The organism is Chryseobacterium electrogenes (assembly GCF_053553015.1).
The window spans coordinates 216,999-237,095 of the sequence record NZ_JBNPPB010000002.1; the positions used below are offsets into that span (position 1 = coordinate 216,999).

The window sequence follows — 20,097 nt, forward strand, 5'->3', positions numbered from 1 at the left end:
TAGGATCAATTGTTTTTTTAAGACTGTTTTTCTGTTTTAGTTGAAATAAAAATCGGTCGTCTTGTCGCAATTAATTTTAGGAATAATATTTGATTTTTGTTAACTGAATCATTTAATCTATGGAAATCTGTCCAGAATGTGGCGACAAATTAATTGGTAGATCTGATAAAAAATTCTGTTCTGACGCTTGTAGAAATAGCTATAATAATAGGATTAATAAAGACAGTACTAATCTCATGCGAAGTATCAATCATCAACTTCGTAAGAATTATCGCATCTTGGCAGAACTTAACACGGACGGCAAAACAAAAGTTCAAAAATCAAAATTAACAACATTGGGATTCAGTTTCGATTATTTTACGCAATTTGTAGTTTACAAAAACGGCGCAGATTATCGGTATGTCTATGACCAAGGTTATAAATATTTGGAAGACGATTGGATTTTGCTGGTCAAAAACCCTATTTATAACACATGACATTTATTTTCATTCTTATTTTTGCAGTAGTCGTAGCGGTCTTTCTGTTTATGAAACAGCCAATTTTTGGTGCTGAAGCCAAAGGTAATCGACTAGAAAGAATTAAAAAATCACCTCATTTTAAAAACGAAAAATTTCAGAATTTAGAAGTAACTCCTAATTTCGGGGAAGGCTACAACATGCCGAAAGTTATGTGGGATTTTTTTACTGTAAAAACACCCAATAAAGTTCCAATAAAACCCATAAATACTAAAAAAACCGATTTAAAAATTCAGGATTCTAAAGATGATTTTTTGGTCTGGATGGGACATTCTTCTTATTATTTTCAGTTAGAAGGTCAGAAGTTTTTGGTAGATCCTGTTTTTAGTGGTAATGCCTCACCAATCTACGGCACAACCAAAGCCTTTGACGGTGCAGATATTTATGATTACAACGATTTTCCTGAGTTAGATTATCTTGTGATTACGCACGATCATTACGATCATCTGGATTATAAAACGGTAAAATCTTTGAAATCTAAAATCAAAAAAATAATCTGTCCTCTCGGTGTAGGCGCACATCTTGAGTATTGGGGCTTTTCTGTAGATCAATTGATAGAATTGGATTGGTATGAAAATGCGACCTTAGACAATGGATTCGGCGTCACTTCTACGCCTGCGAGACATTTCTCTGGACGAGGTTTCAAAAGAAATATTACGCTTTGGTCATCTTATGTTTTGAAATCGGATCATCAAACGATTTTTATTGGTGGTGATAGTGGTTATGGTAAGCATTTCAAAACGATTGGCGATCAATATGGTCCTTTTGATTGGGCAATTTTAGAAAATGGTCAATATAACGAGCGTTGGCATTATATCCACACATTACCAGAAGAAACAGTAAAAGTTATTGAGGATCTAGGTGCAAAAAATATACTGCCCGTGCATTCTTCAAAATTCTCTTTAGCCATGCATACTTGGACAGAACCTTTGGATAAAATTGTAGAAAATAGCCAAGGAAAAGATTTTAAAATCTATACACCGATGATTGGTGAAAAACTATTGTTAAACGATACGACTCAAACCTTTAATGAGTGGTGGCAGGCTTGATTCTCTAATGAAAATATTATCTTTGTCAAAACTAAAAACAAGATTTTGATGAAGAAATTATACTTACTCTTTTTATTAAATTTATTCTTAACTGCATTTTCTCAAACACAAAAAAACAATTACTTTTTTTACGAAAACAAAGGGCAGATTATCGATCAAAAATCGCGTCCTAATACTGATGTTAAATATCTTTTTATATCGAATGGGCTTAATGTTCAGATTAAAAAGACCGGATTTTCATACGATGTACATGAAGTTGATAAAACGATTTTAAAAACAAAAAAAGAAATCTCAAAAAAAAATGAAAGTTATCACCCTAAAAAAAGGCAGCAAGAAAAATTTGAATACCGATCAAGATACCACCGTGTAGACATTGATCTCGTTAATGCTAGTAAAAATGTAGAAATCATAGCAGAAGGGCAATCTGTGGACTACGAAAACTATTACAACCTACAATACAAGCCAGAAGGTGTAGAAAAAGTGCATCGTTACCAACGCATTGTTTATAAAAACATTTATGACCATGTGGACTTGGTGTTTTTTAAACCTGAAGATTCTACAAAAACTGTAGAATACAACTTCTTAGTACATCCTGGAGGGAAAATCTCTGATATTAAGATGAAATTTAATGGTGCTAAAACCAAATTAAAAAATGGCAAATTATCCATGGCGTTAAGATTCGGAGAAATGCAAGAAAATATTCCGAACTCTTGGATAGAGCACCAATATTCTAAACAAAATATTGTTGTTAACTTTAAAGATCTAGGAAACCAAACCTTTGGATTTGATTCGTCAATTAATACTTCTGATAAAACCATTGTTATAGATCCCGTGCCAACCAGAATCTGGGGAAGTTATTTCGGAGGTAATCGCGAAGATGAAGGCTACGTTAAGACGGACAATAATGATGATGTTTATGTCTTCGGTACAACACTTAGTGATATAAACATTGCCACATCTGGTAGTTATCAACCAACTTGGAATAGCTCAGGCTTTGCAGATGCTTTTCTATCTAAAATAACTAAAGATGGTTCCCAAAAATTATGGGGTACATATTATGGTTTAAAATTTTATGATAGTTTTCTACAAATCACTTTTGATGATAAAAACAATGTCTATGCAACTGGAGAAATTAGCATCCCATCTGTTACCAATCCTAATAATCCATATAGCGCAAGCGAAGATATTTCACTGGTAAAGTTTTCTACTACTGGAACCATGATTTTCAACAAAACATTTGGAGGAAACCGTACAGATTTGCCATGGGATGTTGCCTACCTTAATGGTAAAGTTTATGTTATTGGAGAAACTTTAAGTCGGACCAATCTTGCAACTCCTGGCACATACCAACCTACGAACATTGGTAATTACAAAAAAAGTTTTATTGGTAAATTTGATGCTGCAAATGGCAATACAGATTGGGTAACTTTTTTTGGTGGACCAAGTGGGGCAACAACATTGAAACAAATTTTTAATACAGGCTCTAATTATATCGAGATTATGGGTGCTACTACTGCAAATGATACGCCACTTCTCAACCCAATAAACATTAGTAATAATGGTTTAAATGTAAATGGTTTACATATAATTTTTGATGAATCCGGTTCTTTAAAATATTCAACTTTAATTGGCGATGATAAAAGTAGTAATTATTATGATTATATTAATTATGCTAGAAGAATTGGAAACCATATATACTTTATAGGTAAGGCAGAAAATGCATTGGGAAAAAAAAATGGTCTATTATATAAAATTGATACTTCTATTAACAGCATAATAAGCCGTAAAGAGTTTTATCTTTATGATGATTTTCATTACATACCATATATTGATGATAAGGGCGGAATTTTTGTATCTGGATCAACCATTAATTATGGTCCTTGGGTTAATATGGTCGCAACTCCAGATGCATTTTTAACAATGCCTCCTATATCGACATATATAAATGTCTTTGTCATAAAATACGACCTAGACCTTAACAAGATATGGGGAACTTTCTATTTTGGTAATCAACTTAATGAAGTTATTAAGGATAATTCTGATCATATTTATTTTTACGGAATAGAACATGGAAATTCGTCTAATATATCAACACCAGGTGTATTTCAAGAAAACAGACTAAATACAAGCAGTAATATTTACATTGCAAAATTCAAAGATTGCACTTCCTCCGCATCAATATCATCTAACTCTCCAATATGTATTGGCTCTGATATAGAATTAAAAGCATCTGGTGGCACCAGTTACGCTTGGACTGGCCCCAATGGTTTTACGTCCACCCTGCAAAATCCAATAATAAACAATGCTAACACAATTCAATCTGGTACATATTCTTGCGCTATTACTGGTACGGGAGGTTGTGATAGTACTTATACAGTAAACGTTTTTGTTGGTGATATAGAAAAACCTGTTCCAGACCTACCATCACTTCCGAAAATTACCGCAAACTGTAAAACAATAATCTCTACCAAACCAACTGCTACTGATAAATGTAAAGGTCTAGTTATCGGAATAACTAGCGATCCTCTAAGTTACAGCATTCCTGGTACATATAACATTACTTGGACTTATGATGACGGAGCTGGAAATATCGCAACACAAACTCAAGAAGTAGAAATCACGGATCAACCAAAACCTGTGGCTAATTCTACTCAAAATTTTTGCGCCATTACTCAACCAAAAATATCGGATATACAAGTTTCTGGAGTTGGATTACAATGGTATAACTCTACAGGTAATAACCTACTGTAATCGGTAAATAATAATACAGAACTTTTCGTAAATAAGACTACAGAATAAATGGCAAGAACAAATACAGAGTTTTTGGCAACAATGAATACATAGTTCACCCTATGGGGCATACAGCCCCATAGGAATTAACCACCTTTGTCATGCAATAAAGACAAGGTAATTATGAACTATTATTTAAACAAACTTATGATCTATCATGAAGTTAATCGGATGAGTCGAGAAGGCTTTTCCATTTCAAAAATTGCTGATTTTCTCGGCATGGATTGGCGTACCGCCAAACGTTATCTCACCCAGAGCGAAGAAGAATTCGCAGTTAAGCTCTCGGAGCCCAAAGGTAGGAAGAAAGTTTTAGAAGTTTACACCCAGTTTGTCAAAGAGCGATTAGAAGTTTATCCTGAAACCTCGGCGGCTCAGATGCACGATTGGCTCAAAGAGCATTATCCTGACATACCTCGTGTAAGTCAGAAGACTGTTTTCAATTTTGTACATCATGTACGGTCTACTTACACCATTCTAAAAAAGGAAAAAGAGAGGGAGTATGTAATGGTTCCAGAATTAGGCTACGGTTTACAAGGACAGGTAGACTTCGGTTTTTTCAATATGCGCACAACAAACGGAAAGGTTCGTAAAGTGCAATACTTTACTTTTGTGCTCTCTCGTTCACGCTATAAGTACATTCTATTCCAAGACACTCCCTTTACCGCATTTGATGTCATCCGTGCACACGAAGTGGCATTCCAGCACATTGGCGGTGTTCCCAAAGAAATTGTTTATGACCAAGACCGATTATTCTTAGTCTCAGAAAACTTAGGTGATCTTGTACTGACCAATGAGTTCCGGAGATACGTGCGAGAGCGCGGCTTTACGACCTATTTTTGTAGAAAGGCAGATCCTGAATCTAAAGGGAAGGTTGAAAATGTGGTGGGGTATGTGAAGAAAAATTTCCTGTACAATCGTTCATTTAAAGATCTAGAGGTTTTAAATATAGAAGCTCTGGAGTGGCTAGGGCGTACGGCGAACGCATTGCAGCACGGCACAACCAAAGCTATACCGTACCAGGAGCTTAACATCGAGAGACCCTTTTTAGACCCATGGCATCCAATTGAACTGCCTTCGCAGCCCTTACTTATGTATACAGTTCATAAGGACAACAAAATATCCTACAAGGGAAACTTTTATAGCCTTCCATTTGGAACCTACAAAGGGACTAACACGCAAGTTGAAGTAAAGGTCATGGCAACCGAACTTATTGTGCTTAATGACCAACGCTCAGAGCTCTGTCGACATCAAATTTGTCTTTTGAAAGGTCAAAAAATCATTGCACGAGATCACAAGCGTGACAAAAACACAGCCATTATGGAGATGATGAGTGAGTTATGTGATCTTATGGAGAATAAGCTGTTAGCGCTACTTTGGATAGAACGTATACAGGCACACAAGCCCAGATATATTCGTGATCAAATACAGGCGCTCAAAGTGATCGTCAATACGACGGAGCGCTCCATAGTATCCCGAGCATTGGACTACGCTTATCAAAATGACATACTGAGTGCGAGGGACTTTAAAGCTCTAGTGCTTATGCTGGAAAAAGAACAGCAAGACGTCGTACAATTAGACCCTAAAATCATTGCGCTCAATCCACTGGATGGTACTAGCAGGCTTTTAGCTCAAACGAATCCCCAGAGAAGTGAGCTAGGGAGTTATGATGATTTTTTCTTGAATGTAAGATAACCAAAAACCACAATTACAAAAATGGAAACACAAAAGCAACAAATCAAGCAGTTATGTAACAGCTTCAGACTCTCGGCAGTCAGCACACAGCTGGAGGATGTGATCTCTTACGCGGAAAAACAAGAGTTAGGGTTCGTACAATACACCTTGAAATTACTCGAAGCAGAAGCGGATCATCGCCACAAAAAAGACGAACTAAGACGAACTAAAGTAGCAGGACTCCCTAGAAACTCGAACCTAGACCTCTATCAAGCCGATAGGAACGGGCTTCGATCTGAGCGCCTAGCCCAGCTACGGGAGTTAAACTGGATTGATCAACTCTTCAATATTGTTCTAATGGGTCCTAGTGGAACTGGTAAAACGGCACTGGCTGCAGGGCTATCCATGGATGCGGTTAAAGCAGGCTATAAGGTCTATTTTAGAACAATGGATGAAATTCTTACTACGCTAAAAACGAAAGATTTTATGAAATCACAGATGATTGAATACAAAAAATTACTAAAGGCAAATTTGCTTGTGCTAGATGATATTATGCTTTTTCCGCTTGAAAAAAACATGGCAGTGACCTTTTTTAACTTTATAAACCAAATATATGAACAAACGTCCATCGTCATAACCACCAATAAAAAACCCACGGAATGGGCTAAAATGTTGGACGATGAAGTCATTGCAACCGCATTGTTAGACCGTTTGCTTTATAGATGTGAAGTAATAAATCTTACTGGAAAAAGCTTCAGAATGGAAAATCGGACAATGCTATTTGAAAATCCAAATTAAAAATATACTTTTGAGGTGAGCTATGCATACATTGTTGCCAAAAACTCTGTACTCTTAATTGCCAAAAACTCTGCATTTTTACTTACCGTTCACACCTACCAACTAACACTTTATTAATTAATAATACAAAATATTATGTAAGCCAAAATATATCTGGATGCGAAAGTCAAAAGCTTGAAATTTTAGTATTAATTAATGATCCACAACCACCAATTGGACTTACAACACAATCATTCTGTATTGGACAAAATCCAACGTTATCTAATATTGAACTTGTAGGACAAAATATAAAATGGTACGATGCTACTGGAGCACTCTTACCAATGACCACAACGCTAATTAATGGCACGACTTATTACGCTTCGCAAAGTATTAACGCTTGCGAAAGCATCAACAGATTAGCGGTAACTATTAATGTTAATAACAATACGATTGCTGCGAAGGATTTTTCTGAACCTGCATTTTGTAATGACACAACAGACAACTTTAAAATCATCAACTTAAAAGACTATGAAACTAAACTAATTTCTAACACCACTGGATTGAAATTTAGTTATTATAATCTTTCTGGTCAACTCGTTCCCGACTTTACAAAAACAAAAATCGAATTGGGTTATAATATCTTTAATGTTAAAATCGAAAATAATTTTGGTTGTTCACAATGGTTTAAGCTAGATTTTACTCTTCTAGAAAAACCAAAGATTACATTAGCCAAGACTATAGAAACCTGTAAAGGTCTATCCACTATTTTAGACCCAGGAACTTGCTCTAGTTGCACTTATTTGTGGAGCACTGGAGAAACTACAGCTACAATAGAGGTAAGCAAAGCCGGAAGTTATAGTGTAAAAGTTACCAATGTATCGGGCTGCGAAAATTCGGCATCTACTGTTATTTCTGAAACCCAACTTGCTGTCATTACATCCATCCAAATCAACAATCAAGATGTGCAAATCATCATGCCTTCTGATGGTGATTATCTTTATTCTTTAGATCAAATTAATTGGCAGAACAGCAATATTTTCAAAGATTTGAAAAATGGATCTTATACGGTATATGTCAAAACAAAAGCTGGTTGTATTGTAGATCATAGAGATTTTACAATATTTAAAATTCCTAATACCTTTACGCCCAATCATGACGGTATTAATGATACTTGGAAAATTGATGGCTTAGAAAACTACCCTCAATCCGAAGTCCAAATTGTTGATAGATTTGGTAAAAAAGTTTTTGAGATTAAAACGCAAGGTCCCTTTGAATGGGATGGAAAATCAAGCGGTTATCTCTTGCCAACTTCTACTTATTGGTATCAAATAAAAGTGACTGACGGTAGAATATTTACAGGTTATGTTCTTATTAAAAACAGAGATTAATAAGACTTTACTAGATATAAGAAGTGCTGACTATTTAAAGTCAGCACTTCCTTTTTTGATTTATTTAATCTTACCAGATTTTAATTCTTTCTTCTGGTTTCTTATAATGTTTGTCGCCTTCTTTGATGTCAAATGCTTTATAGAAAGCATCTACATTAACTAAAGGTCCAACTGCACGGTACATTCCTGGAGAGTGCGGATCTGTTTTTATCTGATTAAGAAGATATTTGTCCGTTGACTTGGTTCTCCATACGGTTGCCCAACTCATAAAGAATCTTTGATCTTGTGTATAACCGCTTATTGGTCCTGGGTTTCCTTTGTCTTTAAGATACATTTGTAAAGCATCGTAAGCAACGGCTACGCCACCAAGATCACCAATGTTTTCTCCCATTGTGAAAGTTCCATTAACTTTAGTTCCTGCAATCGGCTCATAAGAACTGTATTGCTCTCCCAATTTTTTAGTTGCTGCTTCAAAGTTTTTACGATCTTCGTCTGTCCACCAGTTGTTAAGGTTTCCGTTTCCGTCGAATCTTGATCCAGAATCATCAAAACCGTGACCGATTTCGTGACCGATAACCGCTCCAATTCCGCCAAAATTAACAGCAGGATCTGCTTTGAAATTAAAGAAAGGAGGCTGCAAAATTGCTGCTGGGAAAACAATCTCGTTGTTAGAAGAACTGTAATAAGCATTAACCGTCTGTGGAGACATTCCCCACTTGGTCTTATCAACAGGTTTTCCTATTTTTTCTAAATTTTTATTGTAACGCCATTCTGATACATTCTTTAGGTTGTCATAAAGATTAGCACCATTGTTAGGATTATTAATCGTCAACTTAGAGTAATCTTCCCATTTGTCTGGATAAGCTACTTTAACCGTAAACTTAGATAATTTGTCCAAAGCTTTTTCTTTAGTCACAGGAGACATCCACTCCAACTCAGAAATATGCTTTTCGTAGCTTTTTATAAGGTAGCCAATCATTTCTTCCATCTGAGTTTTTGCCTCTGCTGGGAAATATTTTTCTACATATAACTTCCCGAAAGCTTCGCCCAAGACACCATTTATCATGGCAAGACCACGCTTATTCATTGCGCGTTGCTCTTGCTGTCCTTGTAGATATTTGCTGTAAAAATTGAAGTTAAGTTGATCCAAACGCTGATCCAATGTTCCGGCATTGCCAGATAACAATCTTACCTTCATGTAATCCTTAATTAAAGGAAGGTTTTTGGCATTGATAAATTTATCAAGATTCTGATAATAATTAATATCACCAATAATAACTTTATCTGTATTAACACCAACTTTGGTTAAATAATCAGGTAAGTCTACATTTTTTACGATTGATTTTAATTCTGCAGTTGTTCTAACATTATAACGCTTGTTAGCATCTCTTCCTTCTTCTAAAGTTAAGTAAGTTTTGGCGATTGACTTCTCAAAATCTACAATTGACTTGGCAATTGTTGCAGAATTTTTATATCCTAAAACATCTAGTAAATTACTAACATGTTTTTGGTATTCGGCTAAAGTTTTGGTGTTAGCCTCGTTTTCTTTTTGGTAATAATCTTTGCCTAATCCTAGATCTGCAGATCCTAGATAGATTGCATTATCATTAGAAGATTTCATATCAGATCCTACTCTCCAGCCGTATAACGGATTGTCTCCATATTTGGTAGATTGGTCTAGATAAGCTTGTAGGTCTTTAAGATTTTTTATTGCATCTATTTTTTTTAGATCTGCTTGTATTGGCTTAAGTCCATCTGCATTACGCTTGTCCATATCCATATAGGTCGCGTAAAGATTTTGGATTTTTTTGCCTTCTGTTCCGTCTTGGAATTTGTCTGTCAAAATATGATTAAGAATATCTAATGATGCGTCATCCGTCTTCTCTCTCAACTCATTAAAAGAGCCCCAACTTGCTTTATCCGAAGGGATTTCTGCAGTTTTCACCCAGTTTCCGTTAACGAAACTAAAGAAATCATCTTGCGCACGTACTGTCTTATCCATCATATCCAAAGCAATACCTACTTCTTCATATTTTGGTGTGCTAACGACTGTTTCTAATTGTTTTACAACAGGTTCTGCTTCATGGGTTGCTGCTTTTTGGTTGGTACAAGAGTTAAGGAATACAATTCCTGAAAACGCAAGTACGCCTATAGTTGCTTTTTTCATATTTCGAATTAAATTAATTATGTTAAATATAAGAATTATTTCTGAGACAGAATACTTAAATGAACTACTCTTAATCTACTTTCGATATTATAACTTCTACCGCAATAGGGATGGAAATGGAAATGCGGCGCGAATGAGGTTTTTGTTGAGGAACGAAAACAAAAATCCGAGTGAGCGACGTATTGTAGTGGACAGCCCGACCGCTAAGCAATTGCCAAAGTGTAGGAAGCGGAATTGCCCAAAATAAAAGCATAAAAAAACCTCTACCGAAGCAGAGGTTAATATATTATTTGGATTCTTTTCTCCAATCTGATTTGAATTTACAATCGTTATATTTTTTATCGATTGAGATAAATGTAGTTGGGATTCTTTCTTTAACCCATTTTTCTACAATTTCGTTTTTCTTCTTGTTAAGTGCCAGATCTTTGATACGCTCGTAATCTCTTGTTATATCTAATTGGTGAGCGTCTATGATATCATTAACTTGTATGATAGAAACTACTTTTCTACGATTAAGCTCTTCCTCGAAAGGATCTGTGATGTCTGACTTGTTAAGACCTGCTATCTGATAAGAAATAGTTGGATCTAAGTGTAGTTTTTCTAACTTATCACTTCCGTCTTGTCCAGCAATAACGCCAGCGTTAAATTTACTAGACTTGTCGTCAGAATATCTGAAAGCCGCATCTTTAAAGCTTAATTTCTTAGCTTCAATTTGAGATTTTATATCAGCTAATTCTTTTTTTGCCGTTAGAATTTCTTCTTTGTTAGGTTCGGCTTTTAGAAGGATATGACGTGCGTCATATTTTTTACCACTACGTTTTATTAATTGAATAAGGTGGTAACCAAAATCTGATTCTACAGGGTCTGATATCTCTCCTTCTTGAAGGTTAAGTGCTGCTGCCTCAAAAGGTTTTACCATCTGACCTCTGTTAATATTATTATACAGACCTCCAGTGGCTGCTGAGCCTTCGTCTTCTGAGTAGATTCTTGCCTGGCTATCAAAAGATTCTCCGGCTAGAATATCTTTTTTAATTTTAAGTAATTTATCTATAAGTTGTTGCTTGTGAGCGTCTGTTAACTTAGGATAAATTCTAATTTTAGAAAGTGTTACTTCGTCTTTAACTTGTGGTAATTGATAACCATGAGTGTTAAAGAAATCTGTAACCTCATTAGGTGTAACGTCTGCTTTGTCAGTAATTCTCTGGTACTTTTGCTGACCATAATAATTATCAATATCTATTTTCTCAATAGCATTCTTCATCTCATAAGCTGTACGGAATTTGTACATCGCCAACATGGTTTTTTCATCAGGAAACTGTGCCGAAATTTGAGAATATTTCTGTTCTGCATTTTCTCTAATGACAGAAGTTCTGTTTTCTATTAATGTATCTTTTTTAGCTTCGTAGATTAGAAACTTATTATTGATGATACTTTCTAAAAATTCGCACTTATTACTAACATTGGCTCCTTGCTGCTTAGCATAATTAGCTTGTTCTTGGATATCGGACTCTAGAACGATTTCGTTTCCTATAACCGCTGCGATACCATCTACCAGTTGTCCTTTGGGAATCTCCTGAGCCTTAGCAAAGTGTCCGAAAACGCCAATGATTGCGAAAAGGAAAAAGGTTTTTAAATTTTTCAACATTATTCTCTTTAATTAATTTGCAAAATTATAATTATAAACGGATTGACTTTAATCTTTTATTATAATTATTTCTTAAAATTTTTACTTAACTCTTCTATGAAACCTGGCTGTATTTCTACTTTGACCTTAGCTTTTTGAGAAGCTATTGTGTCTTTTAAGACTTGATCGGTGTAGTCTTCTTTTACCAAATCCTTGGCTTCTTCATAAGTCATGACTTCTTCTGGAAGAATATTATCCACGGCTAATACTACAAATCTTTCTTTGATCTTCGTATTAGATACTCCTTTTTTGAAAGCAAGCTTATTTACCGTAAATATATCTGCTGTTTCTGGCACTTTTCCTTCTTCAAAAGAGACTAGAATTTGCCCTTTATCATTTAATTGTTTGTTGTACTTCTTTTTAAGGTCGTCCCAATTTTTAGGATTTGACATTTCTTTTTGTACATCTTTTAACAACTTTTCGTCAGAAATTATAGCGACTCTGCTGTCTGCACGCTTTTCCCACATGTACTTAGACTTATTTTGGTTATAATAAGCTTGAAGTTTTTCTGGATGTTTATTGACTTCATTTTTTAGATAATGCGAGAAAATATACTCTGAGTAAAGGTTTCTTTTGGTTTCCTCTAATTCAGGCTTGATATCAGCTCGTTTTGGGAATTCTGTACTGTAGATAGAAAAAACAAAGCTATTACTAACATTGTCCATAAGACCATCCCATTCTCTAGCAGAGATTTTGTCCAATTCTTTAAAGTTTTTTTGAATCTGCTCTTTTAAGTCAGAAAACTTTAAGCTCTTGTCTTTATATTGAAACAATACGGCATTATCATTTTTAAATAGCTTAAAGGCTTGATAATTTTTTTTGATTGTTGCAAAATCTGGCATTTCCTTGTAATCAGGCGCTACTTTTAGACTCTTGATTAATTTTTCATAAGCCAATTCTCCATAATTGCTAGCCATCATTTCTTTCTTATAAAAGTCCTTGTTTTCTGGCAACAATTTGTACGGTTCTATGTGATAAATATTGAAAATAAAGAATTTTTTATCAATCAATATTGGGCTTGTTGTATAATATCCTTTAGGCTTATCTTTTAACAATGCATAGACTTCATCTGGTAATACGGGAGATCCCATAACTAATCCTCCAGAATTTTTTTCTTGATCTGTTGATCCATACATCTTGGTAACTTCCTCGAATTTCTTTCCGGATTTTAAGGCTGCATAGATTTTATTTTTGCTATCTTCTTCGTTAAAATCATTAGGATAAGACAAAGATCCAAAGCTAATGTAGCCTAAGCTTGGTCTAGTGTCCAAAACCTTAGCGAAGTAGACTGCAACTGGTGTGTCTACAAGTTTTGTATAACCACCAACTGGCGTTTTGATAATATCTGCATATAGCTCGTTATCAATAGAACCAGCTTTTACATACATTGCAGGAATTACATCTTTAGAATATTTTTCTAAAGCTTCTTCCATGGTTAATTTGCCAGCTTTTACGTCGTTGTATACTTGAGAGTAATTATCAACTTGTCCAGCAGTTTTCATCATAGAAAAAACCTGAATTTTACGCTCTACTTGGCTATCTTTTACAAAATCTGCGACTAACGGCTCTATGATTGAGTTTGGGTAGAAGTTGTCTTGCTTAAGCTCATTATAGCGCAAGCCTAAAGCATTACCGAAGAATCTCATCGTATCTGCTTTTTTCTCCTCTGCAAGCTGTTGGAGCAATAAAAATTCTACTGTAGAATTAATAGTTTTGTCTATGCCGCTATTTTCTAATCCGTATTTATACTGCTTTTTGAAATCCTGAACGGAAATCTGCTCATTTCCTACAACTAAACTTTGTGCCAGAACCATTGGTGTGACACAAAGTGCAGATGCCAAATATATGATCTTCTTCATTATTGGTGGTTATATAATATCTTGTTGTTGATTTGGGTTATTTGGTGATATTAAAGCAATGGTTAAAATTATGCTCCAATCTCAAAAGAGGTTAACTCACGGAATTGATTAATTCTTGCTGTTAATTCTTCTTCTGTTACTTGCTCAATGCGTTCTGTCCCGAATTTCTCTACTGTAAAAGATGCCATTGCACTTCCTACGATCAAGGCATTTTTCATATTATTGAAACTGAAATCTCCTGTCTTAGTAATATGAGAAGCAAATCCTCCTGCAAAGGTGTCTCCAGCTCCAGTTGGATCAAAAACCTCTTCTAATGGTAACGCAGGAATTGCAAAAATCTTTCCTTCATGGAATAATAATGCGCCGTGTTCTCCTTTTTTGATAATCACAAATTTTGGTCCTAATGTATGGATTTTATGAGCTGCTTTTACCAAAGAATACTCGCCAGAAAGTTGTCTTGCTTCTTCGTCGTTAATTGTGATAACATCAGTTTTTGCAATGACATCCATCAATAGATCCCAAGTAAGATCCATCCAAAAATTCATAGTATCTAAGATAACTAATTTTGGACGTTGGTTCATTCTGTCTAGAACTGCTAATTGTACAGCTGGATGTAGATTACCTAACATTAATACATCAGCATCTGCATAAGATGCAGGGATTTTTGGGTCGAAGTTTTCTAAAACATTAAGTTCTGTTACTAATGTATCTCTTGAGTTAAGATCATTGTGATACTTACCACTCCAGAAGAAAGTCTTGCCCTCTTTTATCATTTCTACACCATCGATATTGATGTTTTTAGACGTCATCATATCAAGATATTCTTGTGGGAAATCACCGCCAATTACAGAGACTAATCCTACTTCTGTTTCTAAAGCTGATGCTGCTAATCCTATATATGTTGCAGCGCCTCCTAAGATTTTATCTGTTTTTCCGAAAGGTGTTTCTATGGCGTCGAAAGCGACAGTTCCTACTGCTAATAATTTCATTATATTGTTATATTATTTATTTAATTTATAGTAATTGTTATTTTTTCCACTCAAATGTATCGATCAAGTGGAGCATATCCTTTTTTATATAATCTACTGCTGGAGCTAATGAGTCTGGCTTAGGTCTAGAATTAAAATAAAGATTTCCTGTGACAAAGTGTCGAGTGCTATCTGTTATATAAAACTGTATATTAGATGCTGACTGCCCCTTAAGCTCATAAAAATTCCCGAAAACCTTCTTTTCTGGATAAGCAAAACTTTTGGTATCAATACTGCTTGCTTTTATAGTATGCTCATACACCATTCTTTCTGCTTCTTTTATATGAAGTCCAAAATCATTATTAATAGGGAAGTAGGTAATAAATACGTTAGCTTTCATCTTTGGATAAGTCATATTATACCAACATTGTTTTTTGGCATCGCGCATGACAGCAATATCAGAATAATCAAACTGAAATGGACATTCTGTTTGAAACGTCTGATAGTTGGGTCTAGGGTATTCTAAACGCAATTCTCCGCTAGGTTTTGGCTTAATGTCTTTACCGCAAGACACCACAATAGTTAGTAATAAAAGACCTAAAAGATTTTTTAACATCTGGCAAAAATAGTGATTAGATTTTATATGGTAAAAAATATAAATTATAAAAATTTACCAATATTTCTGTTTATTGTGATATTTACCTTATTTTCCGCTTTAATTGGCCTGCGTGAGCGATGGTAGCGGATATCCTTTTTCTAAAGATGTTGGTAATTATACATCAAATAAGAGAAGCTTTGGATAGAAAAAGATTGCAGCGGACGTAGCGACCCAAGTGAGGAATTGGAGGCGCGAGCGCAGCGAGCGCCGTAAATTACCGAGCGAAGGGTCACGCCCAAAAAAATTATAAATACTTTTTGGAGATTTAATATTTTTTTATAATTTTGCATCCTGTTAGCCAACCTCTGACGAAGTCCGTGTAAGTTGTTTGACTTTAACCAAGTTTTTTTATATAAAAAATGGATTTAATTAAGTACGTACAAGACAAGTACATCAACAAAAAAGAGTTCCCAACTTTTAAAGCAGGTGATACAATCACTGTTTATTACGAAATTAAGGAAGGGGCTAAAACAAGAACTCAGTTTTTCAAAGGGGTGGTTATCCAACTAAGAGGAACTGGTGCTACTAAGACTTTTACGATTAGAAAAATGTCTGGAGATGTAGGTGTAGAGAGAGTTTTCCCTATCAACATGCCAGCTTTACAAAAAATCGAAGTTAACAGACAAGGTAAAGTTAGAAGAGCTAGAATCTACTACTTCCGTGAGCTTAGAGGTAAAAAAGCAAGAATCAGAGATAAGTCTTACAACGGTAAATAATCCGAAGCTTCTGAATGAACATAAAACCTTGAGATTTTTCTCAAGGTTTTTTTTTATGTGCAAATGTGTAAAATAGAAAGTCTGACGATCTAATCATCAGACTTTCTATTTTTTATAAATCCTTAGACAAACTCAGGATATAAGATTTTTATTGAAATAATTCTATTTCTTCTTCTCTTTTTACAGGGTATTTTTCTGTAAAACATCCAAAACAATGATTAGGAGAGCCTAAAATACTAATTAAATTGTCAACTGATAAAAACTCTAAGCTATCGACGTCTAAATATTTTTGAAGTTCGTCTTTCGTCATATTTGCAGAGATTAGATCATCTTTAGTTGGTGTATCAATCCCCAAGAAACATGGCGCAATAATCGGTGGCGACACACTTCTGAAATGGATTTCTTTAACACCAGCTTTTTTCAAGATTTTAACCAGGCGTTTAGACGTTGTACCTCTTACGATAGAATCATCGATAATCACAACTCTTTTGTCCTTCATTTCAGAAACAATAGGATTGAGTTTTAGATTAACATAATGTTCTCTCATTTCTTGAGACGGAATGATAAACGATCTTCCGATATATCGATTCTTAATCAATACTGGACGAAACGGAATACCCGAAGCTTTAGAAAAACCAATTGCAGCTGGTACGCCAGAATCTGGTACACCAATCACAATGTCGGCTTCTACGGGAGCTTGTTCCCATATTTTTTCTCCTGATCGCTCTCGGATTTCATGGACATTAATACCTTCTAAAGTAGAATCTGGTCGTGCAAAATAAATATACTCAAAAGAGCAAATTTTATTAACGCAATCATCTTTTACCAAATAAGATTGTAAGCCAACCTCGTTATCACTGGTATAAACAATCTCGCCAGGTAATATATCTCTAACGTATTGTGCGCCAACACCATCTAATGCACAGCTTTCTGATGCTACAACAAAAGTTTTTTCGTCAATTGCTCCCAATACCAATGGTCTGATCCCATTGAAATCACGGAACGCAAAAAATTTATTACGCGTAACACCAACAACGGAATAAGCGCCTTCAATCTTTTCCATAGTGGCTTTTATGGCGCCACGTAATCCAAGATCTAGGTTTTTTTGTATCAATCTCAAAATTACCTCAGAATCTGAAGTTGCTCTAAAAACAACACCTTCTTCTTCTAATTCTTTTTTGAGTTGTTTCGCATTGGTTAGGTTTCCGTTATGGGCAATAGAAAGAATGATCTGATCGTACTCGTTTTTCGCAAAAAACGGTTGGAAATTATATTTCTTTTTATCCCCAGCAGTGGTATATCTCGTATGTCCAATGACAGAATTTCCCATAAAAGTTTCTGGGTCTTCTATGGTTTTAAAAACATCTAAAACCAGACCTTCGTCTTTTACAGAATATAACTTTCCTTTATTACCAACGGTAATGCCACACGCCTCTTGACCGCGATGTTGTAAGGCAAATAATCCGAATTGTGATAAAGAAAATGTATCCAAATTTTCCTCAGAATGTAGTCCGAAAATACCACATTCTTCTTCCATTTTATCAAAAGGATAAGCATTTTGCTCTCCTTCATTGTGCTTCAATTCTTCAAACTCATTATAACGATTTTGAAACGCATATTTGGGTAACGAACTGAAATTTTGAAATTCTAAATCCATTTTAATTTCCTTTAAAGGAATTATTTGTTAACGGCTTTTTGTAGTCTATCGTATATTTCTTCATAAGCTTCTGTGATCTCGCCAAGATCTCTACGGAAGCGATCTTTGTCTAGTTTTTTCATGGTGTCTTTATCCCATAATCTGCAAGTGTCTGGCGAAATTTCGTCTGCTAATACAATTTTGCCATCGCTTGTTTTTCCTAATTCGATTTTAAAATCAACCAAAATAATATTCATTTTATCGAACAACTTAATCAATAATTGATTAATCTTATCCGTTAGAGCGTACATCATTTCTAATTCATCGTAAGTTGCTGCACCTAAGAAAACGGCGTGATGATCGTTGATTAGCGGATCACCTAACTCATCTTTTTTATAACATAAATCAAAAATCGTTACAGGAGACTTAAGCCCTTCTTCTACGCCTAGACGCTGTGCCATGCTTCCTGCAACGTAATTACGAACCACCATTTCTAAAGGGATAATGTCCACTTTTTTTACGTGTTGTTCTATATCATTAAGCTTTTGTATGAAATGAGTCGGTACGCCTTGTCTCATTAGATACTCGAAAATTAAGGTAGAGATAGCATTGTTTAATTCGCCTTTTCTAGCGAAAGAACCGCGCTTTTGTGCATTAAAAGCTGTAGCATCATCTTTGTATCTAACAACGACTTCGTCTGGGTTTTCGGTTGCGAAAACCTGTTTAGCCTTACCTTCATAAAGCATTTCTTTCTTTTCCATTTTTACTTTTTACTTTATTTACTTTTTATTTCTATGCAAATTTACGGAATTAGTTGATTTAAAAACTAACCAAAATCCCAACTATGATTGCGATACCAAAACTCAATAATGTCCCGATCAAAACATATTCTGTCAACTTCCTTTGCTTAGCTTGCGCCAAATCGCTAAACCTGAAAACAGACTTAGCTGCAATCATAAATCCCACGCCTTCCCAATGATTAACAAGGATAAATACAAATACGAGTAAGCGCTCTAAAATCCCAATATATTTGCCAGCATTAGCTAAAGAATCCGTCTGTACAGCATCTATTTCTCGTGGATTAGGTGTCCAGATACCGATTAATATTTTGATGATTATAGAGGCTGGTGATGTCAAAAATACTGCTGCCACAATGTATTTTAATGTTTTTTCATTGAATATCAACTCCCAGTTAATATTAGTTGAGATTGATAATGACAATCCTATAATCACCGCTATATGTAAAGCTTGGTCTATAAAAAACCATTGTCTTTTGTTATTAGGTTTTTGAAAAATGAGTTTTGAAGCATCAATTATAAAATGAGAAATACCAACAATAAGTGCAATCCACCAATAATTAAGATTCCAGAGAAACAAAAAGCTTAATGCAAGGTGCAAAAAACAATGTCCATATAAAAAAGGACTTTTGAGTTTTTTCTGCTCTTTATCCTTAACCCACGCATCTGGCTGAAGTACGAAATCTCCAATTAAATGAGCCAATATGAGTGGTAAGAAGATCATTCTTGAGATTGTATTAGTTGACGGAAATAGGCTTCGGTTTCTAATAATAAGTCAAAGTTAGCTCTTTTAAGGCGTTGGCTTATAGAAGATTGGCTAATTTGTAAGCGTTTTGCGGCTTCTTCCTGATTGATGGTAGGATTTAGCAAAAAGAGTTCTGCAATCTCGGCAGACATTACGCTCCAATTATCAACGGTAAGACTCACCCATTTAAAAATTAGATTAAGCTCTTCGTCTAGAATTTTAGAATCAGAATTGATAAAAAGATTAATTTTTTCGGTTTTAATTCGTTCTAGATTGCGTCCAGAATTGACAAAAGCGCTGCCGTTGCTTTGTGATACTTTATCAGCCACAAAATTCTGCTCGCCGAGTCCAATAGAAATCCTAACATCAAGGTCTTGGATTTTTTTGATTCCAGCTTTTATTTTAAGAAACTCTAAAAAGCTATTTTCGGCATTTTGAATTAAATATTGAAATTCGTCACCACGATAATTCTCCCATTCTGCAGAAGATTTCCCTGCAAAAATTTCTTGCAAAGCCTTGTGCCAGACTTCTGTCCCGAATTTTTGAGAGTTAATTATATCACCAGTGATTACTGCTTTCATTATGCAAATATAATACTTTTCGCTAATATTTTAAAATATAATACAAAGCGCTTATAAAATAAAATATTAGCAAAAAAGCTTATAAATGGTTAA

The 20,097-nt window shown here is 34.9% G+C and carries 16 protein-coding genes; 7 read left to right on the forward strand and 9 right to left on the reverse strand.

Going from position 1 to position 20,097, the window contains the following annotated elements; all coding sequences use genetic code 11:
• Positions 1-119: 119 nt before the first annotated feature.
• The 6 genes from ACQQ6V_RS01015 (at position 120) to ACQQ6V_RS01040 (ending at position 8,193) form a co-directional block, all read left to right on the forward strand.
• Entirely contained in the window at positions 120-476 is a 357-nt protein-coding gene (locus ACQQ6V_RS01015) for a hypothetical protein (RefSeq protein WP_448843736.1), read from the forward strand.
• Complete coding sequence (locus ACQQ6V_RS01020) at positions 473-1,564, forward strand: MBL fold metallo-hydrolase (protein WP_448843737.1); 1,092 nt, start codon at positions 473-475, stop codon at positions 1,562-1,564. The genes ACQQ6V_RS01015 and ACQQ6V_RS01020 overlap by 4 nt, the downstream gene beginning before the upstream one ends.
• Positions 1,565-1,612: 48 nt before the next feature.
• Positions 1,613-4,315: a DUF7948 domain-containing protein gene (locus ACQQ6V_RS01025; RefSeq protein WP_448843738.1), complete on the forward strand. Its 2,703-nt coding sequence runs from the start codon at positions 1,613-1,615 to the stop codon at positions 4,313-4,315.
• 162 nt (positions 4,316-4,477) lie between these two features.
• Positions 4,478-6,046 carry an IS21 family transposase gene (gene istA, locus ACQQ6V_RS01030; protein ID WP_448843739.1) on the forward strand — a complete coding sequence of 523 codons (1,569 nt, stop codon included), beginning with the start codon at positions 4,478-4,480 and terminating at the stop codon, positions 6,044-6,046.
• A gap of 21 nt (positions 6,047-6,067) precedes the next feature.
• Entirely contained in the window at positions 6,068-6,823 is a 756-nt protein-coding gene (istB, locus tag ACQQ6V_RS01035; RefSeq protein WP_448843740.1) for an IS21-like element helper ATPase IstB, read from the forward strand.
• A gap of 212 nt (positions 6,824-7,035) precedes the next feature.
• Complete coding sequence (locus tag ACQQ6V_RS01040) at positions 7,036-8,193, forward strand: T9SS type B sorting domain-containing protein (protein WP_448846164.1); 1,158 nt, start codon at positions 7,036-7,038, stop codon at positions 8,191-8,193.
• A 70-nt stretch (positions 8,194-8,263) separates the two neighbouring features.
• Here the strand turns inward: ACQQ6V_RS01040 and ACQQ6V_RS01045 are convergent, their stop codons facing one another.
• The 5 genes from ACQQ6V_RS01045 to gldD all read right to left on the reverse strand — a co-directional run bounded on the left by ACQQ6V_RS01045 (position 8,264) and on the right by gldD (position 15,487).
• Positions 8,264-10,360, reverse strand: coding sequence for a M13 family metallopeptidase (locus tag ACQQ6V_RS01045; protein ID WP_448843741.1), 2,097 nt, complete (start codon positions 10,358-10,360; stop codon positions 8,264-8,266).
• Between the two features lie 286 nt (positions 10,361-10,646).
• Entirely contained in the window at positions 10,647-12,005 is a 1,359-nt protein-coding gene (locus tag ACQQ6V_RS01050) for a peptidylprolyl isomerase (RefSeq protein WP_448843742.1), read from the reverse strand.
• A gap of 65 nt (positions 12,006-12,070) precedes the next feature.
• Complete coding sequence (locus tag ACQQ6V_RS01055; protein ID WP_448843743.1) at positions 12,071-13,903, reverse strand: peptidylprolyl isomerase; 1,833 nt, start codon at positions 13,901-13,903, stop codon at positions 12,071-12,073.
• A 68-nt stretch (positions 13,904-13,971) separates the two neighbouring features.
• Complete coding sequence (locus tag ACQQ6V_RS01060) at positions 13,972-14,892, reverse strand: PfkB family carbohydrate kinase (RefSeq protein WP_448843744.1); 921 nt, start codon at positions 14,890-14,892, stop codon at positions 13,972-13,974.
• Positions 14,893-14,929: 37 nt separating this feature from the next.
• The gene (gene gldD, locus ACQQ6V_RS01065; RefSeq protein ID WP_448843745.1) at positions 14,930-15,487 is read right to left on the reverse strand and encodes a gliding motility lipoprotein GldD; all 558 of its coding nucleotides are present in this window, start codon (positions 15,485-15,487) and stop codon (positions 14,930-14,932) included.
• A 401-nt stretch (positions 15,488-15,888) separates the two neighbouring features.
• Between gldD and rplS the strand changes: the two genes are divergently transcribed.
• On the forward strand, positions 15,889-16,245 hold the full coding sequence (rplS, locus tag ACQQ6V_RS01070; protein ID WP_448843746.1) for a 50S ribosomal protein L19: 357 nt from the start codon (positions 15,889-15,891) through the stop codon (positions 16,243-16,245).
• Positions 16,246-16,393: 148 nt separating this feature from the next.
• Here rplS and purF read toward each other — a convergent pair whose 3' ends face one another.
• The 4 genes from purF to ACQQ6V_RS01090 are packed head-to-tail and all read right to left on the reverse strand — an operon-like array spanning position 16,394 to position 20,004.
• Positions 16,394-17,902: an amidophosphoribosyltransferase gene (gene purF, locus ACQQ6V_RS01075; RefSeq protein WP_448843747.1), complete on the reverse strand. Its 1,509-nt coding sequence runs from the start codon at positions 17,900-17,902 to the stop codon at positions 16,394-16,396.
• Positions 17,903-17,922: 20 nt separating this feature from the next.
• On the reverse strand, positions 17,923-18,642 hold the full coding sequence (gene purC, locus ACQQ6V_RS01080; RefSeq protein ID WP_448843748.1) for a phosphoribosylaminoimidazolesuccinocarboxamide synthase: 720 nt from the start codon (positions 18,640-18,642) through the stop codon (positions 17,923-17,925).
• Between the two features lie 58 nt (positions 18,643-18,700).
• Positions 18,701-19,402, reverse strand: a complete 702-nt coding sequence (locus tag ACQQ6V_RS01085) for a DUF3307 domain-containing protein (RefSeq protein WP_448843749.1) — start codon at positions 19,400-19,402, stop codon at positions 18,701-18,703.
• Positions 19,399-20,004 carry a SatD family protein gene (locus ACQQ6V_RS01090; RefSeq protein WP_448843750.1) on the reverse strand — a complete coding sequence of 202 codons (606 nt, stop codon included), beginning with the start codon at positions 20,002-20,004 and terminating at the stop codon, positions 19,399-19,401. The genes ACQQ6V_RS01085 and ACQQ6V_RS01090 overlap by 4 nt, the downstream gene beginning before the upstream one ends.
• Positions 20,005-20,097 lie beyond the last annotated feature (93 nt).

Bases quoted from the DNA above. Each gene is read 5' to 3' on its own strand.
- ACQQ6V_RS01015 (WP_448843736.1), top strand. From the start codon at position 120: ATGGAAATCTGTCCAGAATGTGGCGACAAATTAATTGGTAGATCTGAT.
- ACQQ6V_RS01020 (WP_448843737.1), top strand. From the start codon at position 473: ATGACATTTATTTTCATTCTTATTTTTGCAGTAGTCGTAGCGGTCTTT.
- ACQQ6V_RS01025 (WP_448843738.1), top strand. From the start codon at position 1,613: ATGAAGAAATTATACTTACTCTTTTTATTAAATTTATTCTTAACTGCA.
- istA (WP_448843739.1), top strand. From the start codon at position 4,478: ATGAACTATTATTTAAACAAACTTATGATCTATCATGAAGTTAATCGG.
- istB (WP_448843740.1), top strand. From the start codon at position 6,068: ATGGAAACACAAAAGCAACAAATCAAGCAGTTATGTAACAGCTTCAGA.
- ACQQ6V_RS01045 (WP_448843741.1), bottom strand. From the start codon at position 10,360: ATGAAAAAAGCAACTATAGGCGTACTTGCGTTTTCAGGAATTGTATTC.
- ACQQ6V_RS01050 (WP_448843742.1), bottom strand. From the start codon at position 12,005: ATGTTGAAAAATTTAAAAACCTTTTTCCTTTTCGCAATCATTGGCGTT.
- ACQQ6V_RS01055 (WP_448843743.1), bottom strand. From the start codon at position 13,903: ATGAAGAAGATCATATATTTGGCATCTGCACTTTGTGTCACACCAATG.
- ACQQ6V_RS01060 (WP_448843744.1), bottom strand. From the start codon at position 14,892: ATGAAATTATTAGCAGTAGGAACTGTCGCTTTCGACGCCATAGAAACA.
- gldD (WP_448843745.1), bottom strand. From the start codon at position 15,487: ATGTTAAAAAATCTTTTAGGTCTTTTATTACTAACTATTGTGGTGTCT.
- rplS (WP_448843746.1), top strand. From the start codon at position 15,889: ATGGATTTAATTAAGTACGTACAAGACAAGTACATCAACAAAAAAGAG.
- purF (WP_448843747.1), bottom strand. From the start codon at position 17,902: ATGGATTTAGAATTTCAAAATTTCAGTTCGTTACCCAAATATGCGTTT.
- purC (WP_448843748.1), bottom strand. From the start codon at position 18,642: ATGGAAAAGAAAGAAATGCTTTATGAAGGTAAGGCTAAACAGGTTTTC.
- ACQQ6V_RS01085 (WP_448843749.1), bottom strand. From the start codon at position 19,402: ATGATCTTCTTACCACTCATATTGGCTCATTTAATTGGAGATTTCGTA.
- ACQQ6V_RS01090 (WP_448843750.1), bottom strand. From the start codon at position 20,004: ATGAAAGCAGTAATCACTGGTGATATAATTAACTCTCAAAAATTCGGG.